Source organism: Flavobacterium segetis, from assembly GCF_900129575.1.
In the GTDB taxonomy this organism is placed as follows: domain Bacteria; phylum Bacteroidota; class Bacteroidia; order Flavobacteriales; family Flavobacteriaceae; genus Flavobacterium; species Flavobacterium segetis.
Map to the genome: position 1 here is coordinate 116,127 of NZ_FQWE01000008.1, position 16,875 is coordinate 133,001.

Annotated in this window: 19 protein-coding genes, 1 tRNA gene and 1 pseudogene; 6 read left to right on the forward strand and 15 right to left on the reverse strand. The window is 31.2% G+C overall.

The genetic code is table 11. The features are described 5' to 3' along the window. Positions 1–44 precede the first annotated feature (44 nt). The 5 genes from BUA99_RS12110 to BUA99_RS12130 form a co-directional block, all read right to left on the reverse strand. Entirely contained in the window at positions 45–1,511 is a 1,467-nt protein-coding gene (locus BUA99_RS12110) for an aldehyde dehydrogenase (RefSeq protein WP_262487708.1), read from the reverse strand. Continuing rightward, positions 1,445–2,251, reverse strand: a complete 807-nt coding sequence (locus tag BUA99_RS12115) for an SDR family oxidoreductase (protein WP_072992672.1) — start codon at positions 2,249–2,251, stop codon at positions 1,445–1,447. Before BUA99_RS12115 ends, BUA99_RS12110 begins: the two co-directional genes overlap by 67 nt. Before the next feature lie 84 nt (positions 2,252–2,335). Further along, the gene (locus BUA99_RS12120; RefSeq protein WP_072992674.1) at positions 2,336–2,914 is read right to left on the reverse strand and encodes a Crp/Fnr family transcriptional regulator; all 579 of its coding nucleotides are present in this window, start codon (positions 2,912–2,914) and stop codon (positions 2,336–2,338) included. Between the two features lie 121 nt (positions 2,915–3,035). Beyond that, positions 3,036–3,854 (reverse strand): class I SAM-dependent methyltransferase, encoded by an 819-nt coding sequence (locus BUA99_RS12125; RefSeq protein ID WP_234972969.1) that lies wholly within the window; start codon positions 3,852–3,854, stop codon positions 3,036–3,038. 209 nt (positions 3,855–4,063) lie between these two features. Continuing rightward, on the reverse strand, positions 4,064–4,552 hold the full coding sequence (locus tag BUA99_RS12130; protein WP_072992676.1) for a hypothetical protein: 489 nt from the start codon (positions 4,550–4,552) through the stop codon (positions 4,064–4,066). 365 nt (positions 4,553–4,917) lie between these two features. On the opposite strand from BUA99_RS12130, the pseudogene BUA99_RS15620 reads away from it, so the two are divergent. Further along, positions 4,918–5,067, forward strand: a pseudogene (locus BUA99_RS15620) (IS91 family transposase); the annotation flags it as partial. Positions 5,068–5,301: 234 nt separating this feature from the next. Here the strand turns inward: BUA99_RS15620 and BUA99_RS15150 are convergent. The 6 genes from BUA99_RS15150 to BUA99_RS12160 form a co-directional block, all read right to left on the reverse strand. Continuing rightward, positions 5,302–5,577 carry an aminotransferase class I/II-fold pyridoxal phosphate-dependent enzyme gene (locus BUA99_RS15150; protein ID WP_072992678.1) on the reverse strand — a complete coding sequence of 92 codons (276 nt, stop codon included), beginning with the start codon at positions 5,575–5,577 and terminating at the stop codon, positions 5,302–5,304. Positions 5,578–5,594: 17 nt separating this feature from the next. Then, positions 5,595–6,263: a hypothetical protein gene (locus tag BUA99_RS12140; RefSeq protein ID WP_072992681.1), complete on the reverse strand. Its 669-nt coding sequence runs from the start codon at positions 6,261–6,263 to the stop codon at positions 5,595–5,597. A 304-nt stretch (positions 6,264–6,567) separates the two neighbouring features. Next, positions 6,568–6,813, reverse strand: coding sequence for a tetratricopeptide repeat protein (locus BUA99_RS12145; RefSeq protein WP_072992684.1), 246 nt, complete (start codon positions 6,811–6,813; stop codon positions 6,568–6,570). 206 nt (positions 6,814–7,019) lie between these two features. Then, the gene (locus BUA99_RS12150; RefSeq protein WP_072992687.1) at positions 7,020–7,955 is read right to left on the reverse strand and encodes an ISAon1 family transposase; all 936 of its coding nucleotides are present in this window, start codon (positions 7,953–7,955) and stop codon (positions 7,020–7,022) included. Between the two features lie 37 nt (positions 7,956–7,992). Beyond that, on the reverse strand, positions 7,993–8,346 hold the full coding sequence (locus tag BUA99_RS12155; RefSeq protein ID WP_072992690.1) for an ISAon1 family transposase N-terminal region protein: 354 nt from the start codon (positions 8,344–8,346) through the stop codon (positions 7,993–7,995). Between the two features lie 227 nt (positions 8,347–8,573). After that, positions 8,574–8,647: transfer RNA gene (locus BUA99_RS12160), tRNA-Arg, on the reverse strand. 92 nt (positions 8,648–8,739) lie between these two features. On the opposite strand from BUA99_RS12160, the gene BUA99_RS12165 reads away from it, so the two are divergent. After that, entirely contained in the window at positions 8,740–9,252 is a 513-nt protein-coding gene (locus tag BUA99_RS12165) for an adenine phosphoribosyltransferase (protein ID WP_072992693.1), read from the forward strand. On the opposite strand, the gene BUA99_RS15425 is transcribed toward BUA99_RS12165, so the two are convergent. From BUA99_RS15425 to BUA99_RS12185, 4 genes are all read right to left on the reverse strand, one after another. After that, on the reverse strand, positions 9,249–9,389 hold the full coding sequence (locus tag BUA99_RS15425) for an SsrA-binding protein (protein ID WP_072992696.1): 141 nt from the start codon (positions 9,387–9,389) through the stop codon (positions 9,249–9,251). The two genes, BUA99_RS12165 and BUA99_RS15425, sit on opposite strands and share 4 nt — an antisense overlap. A 60-nt stretch (positions 9,390–9,449) precedes the next feature. Further along, the gene (locus BUA99_RS12175) at positions 9,450–11,345 is read right to left on the reverse strand and encodes a M56 family metallopeptidase (RefSeq protein WP_072992699.1); all 1,896 of its coding nucleotides are present in this window, start codon (positions 11,343–11,345) and stop codon (positions 9,450–9,452) included. Between the two features lie 45 nt (positions 11,346–11,390). Beyond that, complete coding sequence (locus BUA99_RS12180) at positions 11,391–11,753, reverse strand: BlaI/MecI/CopY family transcriptional regulator (RefSeq protein ID WP_072992780.1); 363 nt, start codon at positions 11,751–11,753, stop codon at positions 11,391–11,393. A 330-nt stretch (positions 11,754–12,083) separates the two neighbouring features. After that, complete coding sequence (locus BUA99_RS12185; RefSeq protein WP_072992702.1) at positions 12,084–13,301, reverse strand: MDR family MFS transporter; 1,218 nt, start codon at positions 13,299–13,301, stop codon at positions 12,084–12,086. Between the two features lie 426 nt (positions 13,302–13,727). Between BUA99_RS12185 and BUA99_RS12190 the strand changes: the two genes are divergently transcribed. From BUA99_RS12190 to BUA99_RS12205, 4 genes are all read left to right on the forward strand, one after another. After that, the gene (locus BUA99_RS12190; protein ID WP_072992706.1) at positions 13,728–14,330 is read left to right on the forward strand and encodes a DUF1684 domain-containing protein; all 603 of its coding nucleotides are present in this window, start codon (positions 13,728–13,730) and stop codon (positions 14,328–14,330) included. Continuing rightward, positions 14,330–14,971, forward strand: a complete 642-nt coding sequence (locus tag BUA99_RS12195; protein ID WP_072992709.1) for a TatD family hydrolase — start codon at positions 14,330–14,332, stop codon at positions 14,969–14,971. The genes BUA99_RS12190 and BUA99_RS12195 overlap by 1 nt, the downstream gene beginning before the upstream one ends. Positions 14,972–15,242: 271 nt before the next feature. After that, on the forward strand, positions 15,243–15,959 hold the full coding sequence (locus tag BUA99_RS12200) for a tRNA threonylcarbamoyladenosine dehydratase (RefSeq protein WP_072992711.1): 717 nt from the start codon (positions 15,243–15,245) through the stop codon (positions 15,957–15,959). Between the two features lie 233 nt (positions 15,960–16,192). Continuing rightward, positions 16,193–16,867, forward strand: a complete 675-nt coding sequence (locus BUA99_RS12205; RefSeq protein WP_072992714.1) for an HAD family hydrolase — start codon at positions 16,193–16,195, stop codon at positions 16,865–16,867. Positions 16,868–16,875: the final 8 nt, after the last annotated feature.

The following is a 16,875-nucleotide window of genomic DNA, read 5'->3' on the forward strand; positions in this document are numbered from 1 at the left end:
GCTATTAATTATACACGCTGGTGGCAGCCGAAGTTCCTTCATATTTAGACTATTCTTTTAATTAATTTGAAATATTTAAATGGTGCATACTTAAAAGGTAAATCAATCCAAGTGGGTGTGGTCACAATTGCTCTTCTATTGCTAAAAGCTAAAAAACTTTCTCGTCCGTGGTATTTTCCCAGTCCGCTGTTCCCAACTCCACCAAAAGGTAAATTGTGGTTAGTGATGTGCATCAGGGTATCGTTAATACAGGCTCCACCAGAAGTTGTTTTCGCCAAAACCTCTTTTGCATTTCTGTTTTTACCAAAATAGTAGAAGGCTAAAGGCTTTTCATTTTTACTTATATATTGGATAGGTTCATCGATATGCTCGAAAGTCATTACAGGTAAAATAGGTCCAAATATTTCTTCTTGCATAATCAAAAAATCAGGATTTACATCATCAATAATTGTAGGTGCTATAAATCTTTCCTTTTCGTCAATTTCTCCACCAGAATGAATTTTTCCTCGGTTCATCAACTTTTCTAACCTGTCAATTGCTCGTTGATTTACGATACGTGGATAGAATCGGCTTTCTTTAATATCATTTCCATACATTTCTTTAATATTCTTGGCAATTTTATCCAATAATGCATCTTTGATAGAATGATGTGCAAAAAGGTAATCAGGTGCAATACAGGTTTGACCTGCATTTATTATTTTGCCCCAAGCAATACGTTTTGCTGCAACATCAATGTTTGCATCTGCATCAACAATACAGGGGCTTTTTCCACCTAATTCCAATACGACTGGTGTTAAGTGTTCTGCTGCTGCTTTCATTACGACTTTCCCGACTTTTGAACTACCCGTAAAGAAAATAATATCAAAGCGTTCATTAAATAGAATGCTATTGGTTTCTCTACCGCCTTGAACTACTGCAATATAATTAGACTCAAAAGTTTCTTCAATCATTTCCTGCATTGCTATAGCAGTTTTCGGTACATCAGGTGATGGTTTTAGAATAGTACAACCACCAGCTGAAATAGAACCAACCAGGGAATTTATTAACAACTGAAAAGGATAATTCCATGGCGCTACAATAAGGCACAATCCAAGAGGTTCATAAATTACTTTACTTGTGGACGGCCATAAATGTAATGGTGTTGAAACTCTTTTAGGTTTTGCCCACCTCTTTAAATGTTTAATATGATTATCAATTTCCCCCGTGACAATACTGATTTCGGTTAAGTAAGATTCTTCAGGCGATTTATGCAAATCTTCCCATAAAGCACCTTCAAGTTTCTTCTGATTCTTTCGAATGGCTTTTTTTAGTTTTCGAAGTTGCTCTAATCTAAAATCAATATCCTTTGTCTTGTTGGTTGAAAAAAAATCCCTTTGACTTTCAATATGCTGAACGATAGTATCTCTTGATGTTTCTTCCATTGTTGTACATTTTTTTAATGTTACTATTTTTTGCGACCTGTGAAATGCTCCATTGTTTTGTAAATTCCGAGAACCTCTCCTGCGAACCAATCAAAAACATTAATAGACATTACAGCTTGACCAAAACGTGTAACTCTATAAATATAACCAGGAATACTAATCATTTTTTTATTTTTTTCAATCGCTTTAATAATGGTTAATGCTGCTACTTCAGGCTCCAAAATTGGGATTTTAGATTTTACACCATCAAACATTCCTGTATTGATATAGTAGGGCATTATTGTAGTAACATTCACTTTTTTATCCATTTGCTTCATCTCCAAACGTAAACTATCAGACCAGCCGATGAGTGACCATTTGCTTGCTGCGTAAACAGACATTTTAGGATTTGAAACTATTCCACCAGATGAAGCAATATTGCAAATATTTCCTGAATTTTGATCCAACATATCATCAAGAAAAGCCTTCGTTATAAACATGGGTGCATTTGCATTAATGTCCATTGTCTTCGAAATATCGGATAAGGAGTGCTCGTTGAAATATTTACCCACAATTATTCCTGCGTTATTGATCACTACATCAACTACACCAATTTCTTGCTTTACTTTTTTGGCAGTTTCTTGTATTTGTTCAACCTTAGAGATATCTACATTGTAGCCATAAACTTTTCCTTTGTCAGAGAATTGCAATAGGGTCTCATCAATACTTTCTTGATTAATATCCCAAATGATAACTTTGGCTTTTCGTTCTAATAGTAAACGAACCATTATTCTGCCAATTCCGGATGCTCCTCCGGTAATTAAAACTATTTTGTTTTCTAAATTTCTCATCTCTACATAATTTGGTTATTATAAAGACAAAGTTAAAGGGCTAATCTTCCAATGACGATAACATTTGTTATCAGTTTTATTTTACTATTGAGAATTTTTTAATCTGCTGAGATGCACAGAACTAATATTAAGATAAGATGCAATGTAGTGCTGGGGAATCCGTTGTAGAATATTCGGAAACTTTCTAATGAGATTGTTATACCTCACAATTGGACTTTGGGTGTAAATAGCTTGAATATTATCATTGAAAATAAAGAAATACTCTTCGGCAAGTAACCTGCCAAGTTTCTCTCCGTTCGCAAGAATTTTATAACCATCGTGCAGCATTTCAAACGACATTAAAACAATAGTTGTATCTTCCAATGCTTGAATGGAATAGTTAGAAGGGATTTTCTTTAAAAAACTTTCATAATCGGCCGAAAAAGTATTTTCAAATGAAAAATGAAATGTCTTCTCTTCTCCATTGTTATCCACAAAAAAAACCCTTAACAATCCATCTACCACAAAAAAAACATCGCGGCAAATATCCCCTTGGCTAAGGATTATTTCCTTTTTCATGATTTCTTTTACCTGAAATTTAGAAGAATAGGACATCCATTCTTCGTTACTAATTTCAATATAATGTGAAATTACTTTCTTTATTTTTTCAAGTTCATTATACATTTTTAAAATTTATGAGGTTCTCTTCTTTTTATAGCTACCAAGGGTTGGGTATTTGAAAAGTTGCGATTTAAAATGCCCAAAATTTCGGTTAATAACTGAACTTAAAAGATAACTAAAATCTTTAATTTAGCATTGAACCCTTTATTTTATGTACCGTGTTAGTTGTAGTTTTTTTCTGCGCAACGATTGAATATACCATTGGAATTTTATTATCTAAATGTTTAATTCTAAATTTTTTAGGTTCAAATTCAAGCATATTACGGAAAACATTGAACGGCGAATAATCGTATTCTTGAAAATCATTAATGTTCATTGAACTGGCGAGCAAACTTCCAATAACTTCACTCAAACTATGATTCCAAGTTACATAAGACTGTGAAATTTCGGCATCTTTATCTGAGTAAGTTCCGTTTTCTGTTTCAACTATTGGTGCTACGTTTAAATAATTGTAACCAATTTTTTCGAAATTATCATCGAACATCCAAACTACAGGATGGAACTCTACAAATATGAATTTTCCATTTTTTTTTAAGAATTTCGAAATTAATTTTCCCCATTTGTCTAAATCAGGCAACCACGTTATAGTTCCATAACTCGTGAATACAATGTCGAATTGTTTGTCAAGATGATTTTCCAATTCATACAAATCACAACATATAAATTGCGTGTTTGCATTTGTTTCTCTGGCAATTTTTACTGCACTTTCGATTGCTTTGTCTGACAAATCAACTCCCGTAACTTCCGCTCCAAGTCGGCTTAAAGAAATGGTATCTTGTCCGAAATGACATTGCAAATGTAGAACGGTTTCTCCTTTTATATCTCCAAGTAATTCTAATTCGATTGGGTTTAATGAAGTTTCTCCTTTTAAAAAATCTTGAAGATTATAAAATTCCGAAGTCAAATGAGTATCAGTTCTATTATTCCATGAGTGTTTGTTAATTTAGATATAATTTTGTTCTGGATTCATATTTCTATTTATTCTAAAGATTTCAGTCGGTTCTGGAAATTACATACAACGTTTGGTGTAAGAATAGTTGCGTGGGTTAAACACCTAAAATAACAAAAATTGACCGAACCTGTGAAAATTCTGCAGGAATTTTCAAGTAGGCGAGAACTAGAAATTATTTTTACACAATGTTATAAACCGTTTTATTTCACGTAATCTTTGTTTTCAATATCTAATGAATTCAGTTTTATTTTAAGCACCCAAAAAGATTCCTTACTATATTCTATGTCAATAATATCTCCAATCTTAATTTTGTCAAAAACACTTTGTTTTACTTGATAATGTTTTATATCATTATTTCCCTCAAATTCTAATTCATAATAATTCGTTGCTTCTCTACCTCTTGTCTTAATATTTTTATTTAAGACTATTACTTTTGTAACAATTTTAATTCTGTTGTTTAAATCTTTCCTCGAATTGTTTCCAAATATCATATCAAAGACGGTATAACCAGTTATAGCAAAGAAAAAATATGCAATAATCTTTAGAAATATTGGAGTCGAAGATTCCATAAAGTAAATAATAACGCCAAGAATAATAAAGGCAATAAAAAAAGCTATATTGGATTGATTTCTTTTGGACTTAATTTTATTAATGTCATCTTCTGTACAATTTAATTCAAATTTCTCCATTTAATTTATAGTCGATTTCTTTCAGGAAAGTTCAGATTTTTTAATGGTTTACAACGTCAGTCTGTGATAAAACTTGCGTTATGCTCTTTCAAAAATAGTCGATTTATTTTATTTAAAGCAAGAAAAGTTATATATTTAATAATAAAACATATCATAGGAATACCGCGCAACCAAATGCGTTTGTAGTTTAGAAGATACTATTTCCTCAGAAAATCCTATTCAGTTTATAGAAGCTTTTGTAGCAGCTTTATCTTTAGAAGCGTTGGGTTTTTCGGTTCAAACTATCAAAAGCGAAGGTGATCCCAGTTTTGATACTAAAATTCCCCTTAAATTGTATCTGTATGGGTATTTAAATGGACTTCGCAATTCTAGAAAAGGTTGAGAAGAAACTTTTTTTGCCAAAATTTCCTTGTTGCAGAACAGGCAATTTACACCGAATATTGGTTTTTGATCAGCGTGGTCTGCCTCCTTGGTATCTTGGCGATAGCCAAAGCTCAATTCCCTGTACAAATTAACTTAATGGGTAAGGCAATTTATGCCCAATCCCGAAGCTTGGAGTGAAGGAAATCATTATAAAAACCATTATGTTTATACTGCAAAAAAAAAGAGGCGTTTTAGCCTCTTGTAATATCTCCAATAATTTTACGATAACTCCATAGTGTTGACAGTATGTAATCGATTCCGTTCAACCGCGGGTTCATTGTTGGCTTTTCAAGCCCAACTAACCCTTAGTTGTTGGTGGCAGTTTTTTATTCAATTGCTTTAATAAATTTTTTCATTTCGTCCATTTTGCCAACTGTAATTCTTGTCCATTTACCTTGTTCTTCATATATTCTTACTCCTTCAATATTATTATTTTCTAATTGTTTGAAATAATGCTTTTTGTAGTTGGAAAGTGAAAAATATATAAAATTTGTATTTGAAGAAATGCACTCACAATTTAATTTTTTGAGTTCGCTAATAGTATATTTTCTTATATTTTTATTTAGTAAATAGCAATTTGAAACAAATGTATCATCTTTCAAAGAAGCTATAAGAGAACTTAATTCTTTGAATCTTTATATTTTTTATTCACTAAAAAACTAACTTTATCATTAAATTCTTGCTCGGTTAATAAACCAATAGTTTTTGATTTTGTTAGTAAGTTATATTCCTCTGTTTCTTTTAGATCTGCCTTTTTTTTATGTTGTTTTGTACTTAATAAATTTAAACTTAATAGAGTATCTAAATCATCTAATTTTTCGTTGTGCCTATTTTCAAGTCGTTCTTTTATTTCCACTGTTATATCTTCTTTTATACCTATAATGGAGTATTTAAAAATTAAATAGCAATATGGTAAAAATGAATAATAATAGGAATAATAGGTCAGAGAATCCCTTCTTTTAGTGTAGAAAGGGATCGCTAATCCATTTACATCTTCTAACAAATAAAACACGTAACTAACTAAAAAAAAGATTAAAATTTTAGAAATTGAATTATTGTCACTCTTAATATCATTGTATAAATTATAAATGATTACCAGTGAAGAGCAAAAGTAAAGTAAACCTAAATATTCCTCTAGTTGTTTTGCATCGTAGTAATCATAAGGATTGGTATTGTCAACTTTATTAAATTGCACTTGTAAAGCCAGCTTGATAAGGAAAAAAATGAGGATTTGAACTATAACGAGTACTGGTAGTTGATGATCTTTTTTATAAATAATGTTTTTCATAGTTGCAATTCGTTCAAAGATTTCATGTGTCTGTAGTGTAGGTAATTTTTGTGTCTTACTAATTTATTTCAATGTAAACTTTTATATTGTTTTATAGTTCCCTCTCATAAATACTAGATAGTTAATTACAAAATCTTTTATATCCAGTACAAGCATCATTGTTTCCTAAATTACATGCTTTTTTAAAGTATAAACAAGCGTTAGGCTTATCATTCATTTTTCCATAAATTATAGCTGCTTTCATAGTTGCATCGATATGATTAGAATTTAATTGTATTGCTTTTTTAAAATTTAATAATGCATTTTAATAATCTATTTTTTTTTGATAGATGTTGCCTTTGATATAGTAAGAATCTGAGTTATTTGGGTTTAATTTTATAGATTTATTTATCTGTACTAAGGCATTGTCATAATCTCCATTGATTAATAATTTTAATGCAGAATTGTAGTTTGTCTCATAATCAGTTTTTTTTGAAGATCCTTGGCTATAAGATGAACTTATAAATACCGTACATAAAAGTAGTAAGGTTAAAATCAATTTTGTTTTCATATTTTATTATTTTAATTTTTCGATTTCTAAATCTACGCCCGATGCATTCCAATATATTTTTGTTGATGATATTTTTGTAAAATTTACTGTAGTGGTAATGACACCATTATTGGCTATTATGGAAACTTCATAAGTTGTAGAAGTTGATTTGTCTTTACCCGATAATCCGCCTTGACCTTGTTTGGATCAAGAACAAAACTTGGGGATTAAGCAAATAACTTAGTTAATCTAAATAGGAAGAAATCAACTTTTCTGACTCCTCTAAATTGATTTCTGAATGCTTTTATTTTAGCATTAAAGGATTCCGCAGAAGCATTTGTACTTCGTTTATCAAAATAGTTTAATATAGAATGATAGTTTATTTTTACAGTATTCATAATGGTGTTAAAGCTCTTAATCCCTAAGTTTTCTACATCATTATACCAATGCGCTAATTTTGTAATAGCAACAGTTTTATCTGTATTGTTGTTGTAAATGTTGCGTAAATTTTGACTTAAATAATAAACAGTTTTAATTTCCGGATTTTCTTCAAATAATATTATAGCTCTTTCTTTTTGACTTTCACTCCATTTATTAGGACTTTTATACAATAGAAATCTACTTCTTGTTAGTAATTGTTTGGCTGTATCTCCATTTGAAAATTCTCTAGAAATAAATGACGCTTTATTTAGTTTACCTTCAGTTATAGCTGATTTTTCTTGATCTAAAGCATCCCATTTTAATCTAATTCGGACTTCTTGTACAGCTTCTAATGCTAGTTTTTGAACATGAAATCTATCGGTTACTTGTTTTGCTTTTGGAAAGGATTTTTTCGCAATTAATTTCATACTATTGGCCATATCCAGGGTGATTTCTGTAACTTGATTACGTTTTTTAAAATCTATTTTCTGTAAATGGTTTATAACAACCTCTGATTTAGTTCCCGCAATAATAACTACAATAGATCCTTTTTTTCCTTTGCCTGCCTTGTTGGTGACTACTGTATAAAGTTCTCCCATTGATAGGTTTACTTCTTCTATGGATAAATGACTTCCTATATTTTCGGGAAAAATAAGCCATTCACTCGCATGTTCGAGTTGCTCCCACGTAGAAAAGTTACTAAGATGTTTTTTGTATTGTCGTTGTAGTTTTTTACCATTCACACCAAAGAAAAAACCTATAGTATGACAGTCGTTTGCTTTAGTATCTATTAATTTCTTTTAAAAAATCCGCAAACTCATGAGTCATGCGGGTACCTTGTGCTACTATATTCCAATCACGCTGGATTATTTCTTGAGATTGTTTATCTGTCCAGCGTCGTCTTTTAATGTGTAAGTAAACAAGTTTTCCTCGCAGTGGAAAATCTTGAATAGTAATCTCATTTAAGAAACCTTTGGACACAAGTTGTCTGTTGTTATATTCTTTTGGAGGAGTACTTTTTTCTTCAAAGAATAGATGCATTTTCTCTTGTTCGATTTTGGTATTGACTAAATCAAAGTGTTCTACAATTAATTCAGGAAGGATCAGTTTTAAAAGTTCTATGTAATTCTCCAAAGCTTTTTTTTTAATCAGCTAATTTAGGAAATCTTTGATTTCCCCCCAACTTTTAGGATTGATCCGTTCTTACCTTAATGATAAATAGGTAATAGGTTTAGCAAGTAATTTTGAGGATTTAATTATCAATTACAATTCTAAGTAATTAATTGTACATAAATAGTACAATTTATAAAATAAAAAATCCCTAAAACACTGATAATCAGTAGTGTTAGGGATTTAATTTGTGACCTTGACTGGATTCAAACCAGTAACCTCTTGAGCCGTAATCAAGTGCGCTATTCAGTTGCGCCACAAGGCCATTTGCAAGTGGTTGTAATAACCTGATTGCGGGTGCAAATATAGGGTTATTTGTGTAAATTGCAAGTGTAAATTTATAAAAAATAGAAAATTATGTCTTTAAAAAATTATATACGTGATATTCAAGGTTTTCCAAAAGAAGGAATTTTGTTTAAAGACATTACGCCGCTTCTTATTGATCCAAAAGCCACACAAGATTGTGTGAAAATATTAGTTTCGACTGTAAAAAACCTCAAAATTGATAAGGTAATAGGAGTGGAGAGTCGGGGATTTTTCTTTGGAACATTGATTGCGCAAGAATTACAAGTTGGGTTTATTCCAGTGCGAAAACCCAATAAATTACCATACGAAACCATTTTTGCTACTTACGATTTAGAATACGGTACTGATACATTAGAAATTCATATCGATGCGATTCAAAAAGGAGATCGAGTTTTAATACATGATGATGTTTTAGCAACTAGCGGAACTATAAAAGCAGTTTGCGAATTAGTAGAGCGATTGGGTGGTGAAGTGGTGCAATGCAATTTTATTATGGAATTATCTTTCCTAAAAGGAAGAGATAAAATCATAGATAAATCCATATTTGCTGCAATAACCTATTAATCAATAGCTCTTGTAGTGACATAGTATCGAAAACCGATAATAGCCATTTGCCATTTTTTCGCTTTTGCTAAATCCAATCGCTGTTTGGTAAAACTAGGAAGTATAAGTCTGTTGATTTGAGCTAAAATTTTGTACATATTTTTTTTCAAAGATATAAAAAAAGACGGTCTTACGTCGAGACCGTCTTTAGTAGCATATTATTGTTTTTTCTTTGTGGTGACCTTCATCACTTTTTCATTTGTTGCTGATCTAATGATATCGATACTATCAATTAAATTAGGACTAAGTTTATCCAATTCTGTTTTGGTCGATTTCTTGCCATCAATGTAAATTTCAGCATCTTCTGGTATGGTATTCAATTTGCTATTATCCTTTTTTAAAGTCTTCAAGACCTTTTTTAAAGTAATCTCTAAGACACCATTTACAGCATCATTGCCATATTTATCAGTGGCACTCTTTCCTTTTATGACATTTACTGATGCAATTGTATCAGGATCAATATCGTCTACTTTAAGTTTTGGATCTGCTTTTTTGCCGTCTATAATTAATAAGGCGTTTGTCTGATTAATTTCAATATTTTTTTCTGCCTTATTACTGGTTGTTGATTTTTTAGTAGTAATTTCATGAGCACCATTTTTCCCTTCTTCACCATATTTAAGCATTGCCTCTTTTGGATCCAAGATATTTCGAGTGTCAAAAACTTCATTAAAGGATATCTTGATTGGTGTGCCTTTTACTTGTTTTGTTCCATTTAAGACAATTAGATATTCTTTTCCGTCTTTAGACATCCCATTTAGACTCCATGAATTGTTAGGTTGGGTGTCAGCAATGATCTCGTCAAGTGGCTGCTCTTTCTCAGATCCATTTTGAATCATATTAATATGGTTAATATGTTGACTTAAGTGTATATTCTCCTTAGTATTTGATTGAAAACCAAAGTTAAAGTTTCCTGATTTTTCTTTTACTACAAAAACAGCAAATGGTTTAATGGGGCCTTCTTCTTTCACTGAATATACTTTTTTAACACCTTCATTGTTTTTTAAAGTAACTTTAATGGCAATGATTTCGTTGTGACTGTTTACTTTTATTTGAGAAAAGTACATGTCAATATCGAATTCTTGTTTGAAAAATTCTCTTTCATCATTTAGTGCTTTTTCAGTTGAACTTGCGTTAACATCGAGAACTACTTTATCTATAGAAGCTATAGCATTTTCGTTAGTGATTTTTTCTTGTGCAATTACTTCTATTTGAAATAGCATTACAAAGGCAACTAGTGCAGGTATTACAAAGGCGTACTTCCAAGAATTTCTTTTTTTTGATTGAGTTTTGTTTAACATAACGATTCGTTTTTTGATTAATGATTGATAAAAATGATTGGTGATGGCAACGCAGTGTTCCTGTGTTGTTATTTTTAAAAGAGTGATTTGGTATGATTTTTTGTCTTCTATTTTTGTTGTAGCTTCCTGATCTGCAATAAACTCTAGATTTTGTACAATGGCTTTTTTATAAAACCAAACGACTGGGTTGAACCAAAAAAGAATGCAAAATACTCGCGATATAAGCACATCAAGAGTATGATTTTGATCACAATGGATTTTTTCGTGTTCTAAAATATTATTTAGCTCTTGCTGATTGTATAAACTAGAATTGTAAACAATGATTTTAAAATAAGAAAATGGAGCAAGGTTTTCAGTAGTGTCGATAAGTTTGTAATCAGTCTGATTCTGCAATGTTTTGTTCTTCAAAATAGCGTTTAAACTATAGAAATCGCATAGAAACTTTGCCAATAATAAAAAAGCACCAAGACCATAAACTAGCAATAGAAGTAGATACCAATTCATTTCTAAGTCTTTATTATTAGCCGAAGTAGCTATAGGAATTTCTGACCAATCGATCGTATTTGCACTTGCCTCCACAAGTACCGTTTTTGTAAAAACTAGTAAAGGCAACAATATAGCAGTAAATAAGCCCAATTGTAAAAACCAGCGATTACCGGTAAAAAATGTTTCTTTACGCAATAGAAAATGATATGCTAAAAAAAATAATACAATTAGTCCGCTGGATTTGATAAGGTATATAAATAATGCTTCCATAATTAAACTTGATTTTAGTAAAAATTGTTTTAAGTGAGCATAATTTTATTCTTTTTTATCCTCGATCATAGCTAATATTTCTCGGAGTTCAGCAGCTGAAATTTTTTCTTCTTTCGCAAAATGCGAAACCATATTTTTATACGAACTGTTAAAATAATGATCTATTGCAGTATTCATAAAACGCTTTCTATAGGATTCGATGCTCACAACAGGAAAGTATTGATGCGTATTTCCAAAAGCATTATGATCAACAAACCCTTTTTCTTCAAGATTTCGAACAATCGTAGATAAAGTGTTGTAATGTGGTTGATCCTCTATAATTTCAGCCATGACCTCTTTTACAAAAGCTTTTTTGAGCTTCCATATAATGTGCATGATTTCTTCTTCTTTGTTTGTTAATTTTTGCATTGCTATATATTTTGTCATCCTAAACGTAGACGAATGACAAACATACAACTATATTTATAGTTTACAAACTATATTTATAGTTTACAAACTATATTTATAGTTATTAAACTAATTTAATAGTTTTATGAGTTTTTAAACTTAAAAATCATCTTGTTTTACTTTTTGATAGTATGAAAATTAGGTCGCGTGAGGGATAGTAGTGAAAATCCTTTTTAGTGCGTGAGCAATAAAAAGATTCTAACGAATAGCCCGACAGCATTCAAAAAAGGGGCTAAGTAAGCTGTAAGTTGCTAAGCCCCTTTTTTTAATGGGGTCACGCCCAAAGGATTATTATTTTTGTTCTGATTTAACGAGTTTCTGTAGCCAAATACAACCAGCAACCGACAGTATTCCTAATGTTCCCATCACAAACCAGTTGGATTGATACCCAAAGTTAGCTATTATTTCAAGTCCTGTTTTTGAACTAGCAATATGTGCTAAACTAAAACTCATGGTAAAAAGAGCCATGTAACGACCTTCATGACCTTTTGGAGCTCTACTCAATGCAAATGAATTAGAGAAAGGAAATATGAACATTTCGCCAAAAGTGATAAAAAGGATACTTACGACAAGCATTCCTGCCCAAATATTAATTAATAGTACATAAAAACTGATCGACATAAGTAAACAGCCCCAAAGTATAATTTTGAGCTTATCAATATTTTTTCGCTGGCTGATGCTTACGATTGGCATTTCTAAAAAGAAAATTAGTAGACCATTAAGTGACAATAATAGACCACTTTGGAATTCAGTAAGTCCAAATTTTTCGTTGTGGTACAGCGGCAATGTCGTAAATAGTTGAAAGAAAAGCATGGCTGTGATAAAGCACACAAATAGGAAAATCCAGAACACTTTGTCTTTAAAAACAGATACTGGAATTTCGGTGACACTTTCTGAAACATTTAAGTCAGCTGGTTTTTTTCGCTCTTTTACAAGTACTGTAAAAATTAAAATAGACACAATGCAGGAGGTACCATCAACCCAAAAAAGTCCGCTATATCCTAAATTCATAATGATCAATCCTCCTAAAGCTGGTCCAGCAGTAAAGCCTAAATTGACTGCAAGGCGAACGAGAGTTAGTGCTCTGGTTCGATTTTCGGGTTTGGCATAAGTCCCTAGTGACACAAACATAGCCGGACGAAACATGTCAGCAACGGTCATTATAAAAAACATAGCAAAACACAATCCCCAGAAAGTACGAACATATTGCACGGCAAACAATAGCAATCCACTAGTAAATAAGCTGAATACCATTATTTTATAAAATCCTATCTTGTCAGAAAGTTTACCTCCCAGCCACGAACCCAACATGGAACCAAAACCAAAACAGACCATGATCCAACCCACTTGTTCATAAGAAAAATTGAGATCTTCCTTTAAATATTTAGATAAAAACGGCAAAACCATGGTGCCCGCTCTATTAATAAAGGTAATCAAAGTCAAGATCCATATCTCTCTAGTGAATCCTCGGTAGTTATTTATGTAGCGTTGAAAAGCGGTTTTGAACATAAGTTGTATTTCTGTTTTGCAAATTTACAAAGTTTTTTAGGAGCTATTTCCAGCTATTCGCTACAATCTTTTATTTTTTTAAAAAAAAATAAAAGGATTTCCTCTGCTATCTGGGCTACGGTTTCCTGCTTTTAACATGATTTTTTAAAGTTTGTAATTCATAAAATAAGATAATGTCAAGCTAATTTTCAAGCAATTATTAATCAGTGTTTACAACTACTGTCCTGTTTTTGTCAAATTATAGGATTCATAATTAGGGACGATTTCTAAAAAAAGTTTCATGCTTTCTTACATTAATGATAACCTAAATAATCTGTAAAATTTCATTACTTATAACGGCAAATCCTAATCATTATTGGTTTAATTATGCAATCATAACTTTGTGTCATTGTAAACTTTAAACTATTTTTGTATCAAAACTTCAAAATGAGAATACTACTGCTTTTTCTTTTTTTTTTTCCTTTAACATTTTGTTTCAGTCAGCAAAAATATGATTTGGCTTCAGTTACTCAATTCCAAAACGACTTAAACGCCGAATATGCTGATGCCAAAACAAGTCCGCTACTAACTGAGGATGTAGGAAATTTTAAAAGTTTAGATTTTTATCCCGCAAATGAAGATTTTTTTGTGGTTGCTAAATTTGTGCGTACAAAAAAAGAGAAACCCTTTGAAATGAAAACCACTACTCATAGGAAACCTATATATGTTAAATACGGTGAAGTATTTTTCACGATCCAAGGACTAGATTTCAAATTAAACGTGTACCGCAATATTGCCCTATCAAAACAAAAGAAATACAAGAATCATTTATTTTTACCTTTCTCTGATCTGACATCAGGTAAAGAAAGTTACATAGGAGGGAAGTATATTGATCTAGAAATTCCTAAAGGAAATACTGTCGCCATTGATTTTAATACTTCTTACAATCCATATTGCGCTTATAACTATAAATATTCATGTCCTATTGTGCCGTTAGAAAACGATTTGAATATTGAAATAAAAGCGGGCGTTAAAAAATTTCATATTTAATGGAATTCTTTAATTTACATACGCACAAATTTATAAAACAAGCTAATATTTTAGAATTAGTCAATCAGTATCCACAGGATTTTGATGGTACAATTCCATTTTATTCTATTGGAATTCATCCTTGGTACATCTTGGAAGAAAGGGTAGAAACTGATCTTGCAATAATTGAAAGTAAACTAAAGGACACTAATTGTATAGCTATTGGAGAATGTGGTCTCGATAAACGAATTGAAGTTCCTATGGAATTACAGCAAGTGGTTTTTGAAAGGCAATTGCTGTTGGCACAAAAGGGCAATAAAGCAGTGGTGATTCATTGCGTAGCGGCATTTCAAGAAGTTATCGAAACTAAGAAAAGATTAAACATCTCAGTTCCAATGATTATTCATGGATTCTCTAAAAACAACCAAGTAGCGCATCAATTGATTTCAAATGGTTTTTATATCTCTTTTGGAAAATATTTACTACTAAATAAAGATTTAGAGGAAGTTTTTAAGAGCATACCTGACGATAAATTGTTTTTAGAAACAGATAATATAGAGGAGGGGATTGAAGCCGTGTATCATTTAGCTGCAAAATATAAAGGAATATCCATTGCTGAACTGCAGCATTTAATTAATAAGAATTTCAAGAGTGTATTTTAAATATCATAACACACTTTTGAAAATTTGAACTTAATAAACTTATTTGTAAACAATTAGTACTATAAATTAAACAATATTTCAAATAGAAAAGGTACGTGATAACAGTAAAGGCTTTGCATTATTAAATTTAGATAGTAAAAATATAATCCCAATGTCTCCGAATCTTCGTGGTAAATAAATTGTAGGCTAATTTAAATATTGGTCAAATTAATAAATAAATTAATAAAAATAAATTTTTAAGTTTTAGCAACTTAATGACAAAAAGTAGATAATGGCAAAGTGGTTAGAAAGAAGCGAACTTCTTTTCAAAAAAGAAGGTATTGATAATTTAAAAAAAGCTAATGTTTTAGTTGTAGGGCTTGGAGGAGTAGGTTCTTTTGCAGCAGAATTTTTAGCGAGAGCAGGAGTAGGAAATATGACAATTGTAGATGGAGATGTTGTTGATATTACCAACATAAACAGGCAATTAATAGCCTTACATTCTACTATTAGTCAATCGAAAGTTACTTTAGTAAGCGATCGATTAATGGATATCAATCCAGAATTAAATCTAACTCGAATAACTGAATTTCTTTCGCCAGAGCGTGCTTTTGAAATTGTTTCAGAGGATTTTGATTACGTTTTAGATTGCATTGATAGCGTTACACCGAAATTAAATTTAATCATTGGAGCCAAGCGAAAAAGAGTTAAAATCATAAGTTGTATGGGAGCTGGTGGCAAAGTGGATGCTTCAAAAGTTAAGGTCGCAGATATTGGAAATACAGAGAACTGTTTTTTAGCGAAAACAATTCGCAAACGTTTAAAAGAGGTTAAAATTGATAAATTAAAGGTCGTTTTTTCATCAGAAATTCAGGATGAAACTAGTTTAAAAATGACAGATGGAGCTAACTATAAAAAATCATTCTACGGAACAAATAGTTATATGCCAGGATTATTCGGACTCTACGCAGCGGAAACTGTGATACGCTATTTGCTCAAAAAGGAGTAAATCGTGATGCGTGAACCGTGAATGGTGATCAACTGGGTGCTAATTTAATTTTTTAATGGTGGTTATATCTACTTTTTAAAAAGAATTTTTGGTAATAAAATATTTTTGCTTTTGTAGAAAATGACCACCAAGTGATAGCGTAAAAAAACTTTGCGCCTTTGCGGCAAAATAAAAAACAAATACTAACATAAAAAAGACTTGTGCCTTTATGCCTTTTTGGCAAAAAAATAACAATGATACATACAGTGATTTTTGACATGGACGGAGTAATTGTCGATACAGAGCCCGTTCACCGTTATGCCTATTTTAAACAATTTGCAGAACTAAATATTAATGTTACTGAAGAAATGTACACTTCCTTAACGGGTTCATCAACGCGAAATACATTCCAAAAATTAAAGGAAATCTTTACCATCGAAAATGAAGTAGAAGATTTAATTCAGCGTAAAAGAACTATCTTTAATGATGCTTTTGACAGCAAAGCGGATCTTACATTGCTTGAAGGAGTAGAAACGCTAATTAAAAATTTACACGAAAACGGCATTCAATTGATACTGGCTTCCTCCGCGTCAAAAATAACCATAAGTCGGGTTTTTGACAGATTTAAACTGCATGATTACTTTACCCATATTGTAAGTGGCGAGGACTTTCCCAAATCAAAACCACATCCAGCAATATTTGAATATGCCGCTAGCTTATCTATTGCACCTATGGAAAATTGTTTGATTATTGAAGACAGTACAAACGGCGTCATAGCTGCTAAGGCCGCTGGGATATATTGTATCGGTTATAACAGTATCCATTCAAAATCTCAAGATTTATCGCAAGCAGATTTTGTTATAGATCATTTTAATCATTTAAATTTTGAAAATATAAAGAATATCGAATCGAAATTAAGAACTTGTTAACATATTTA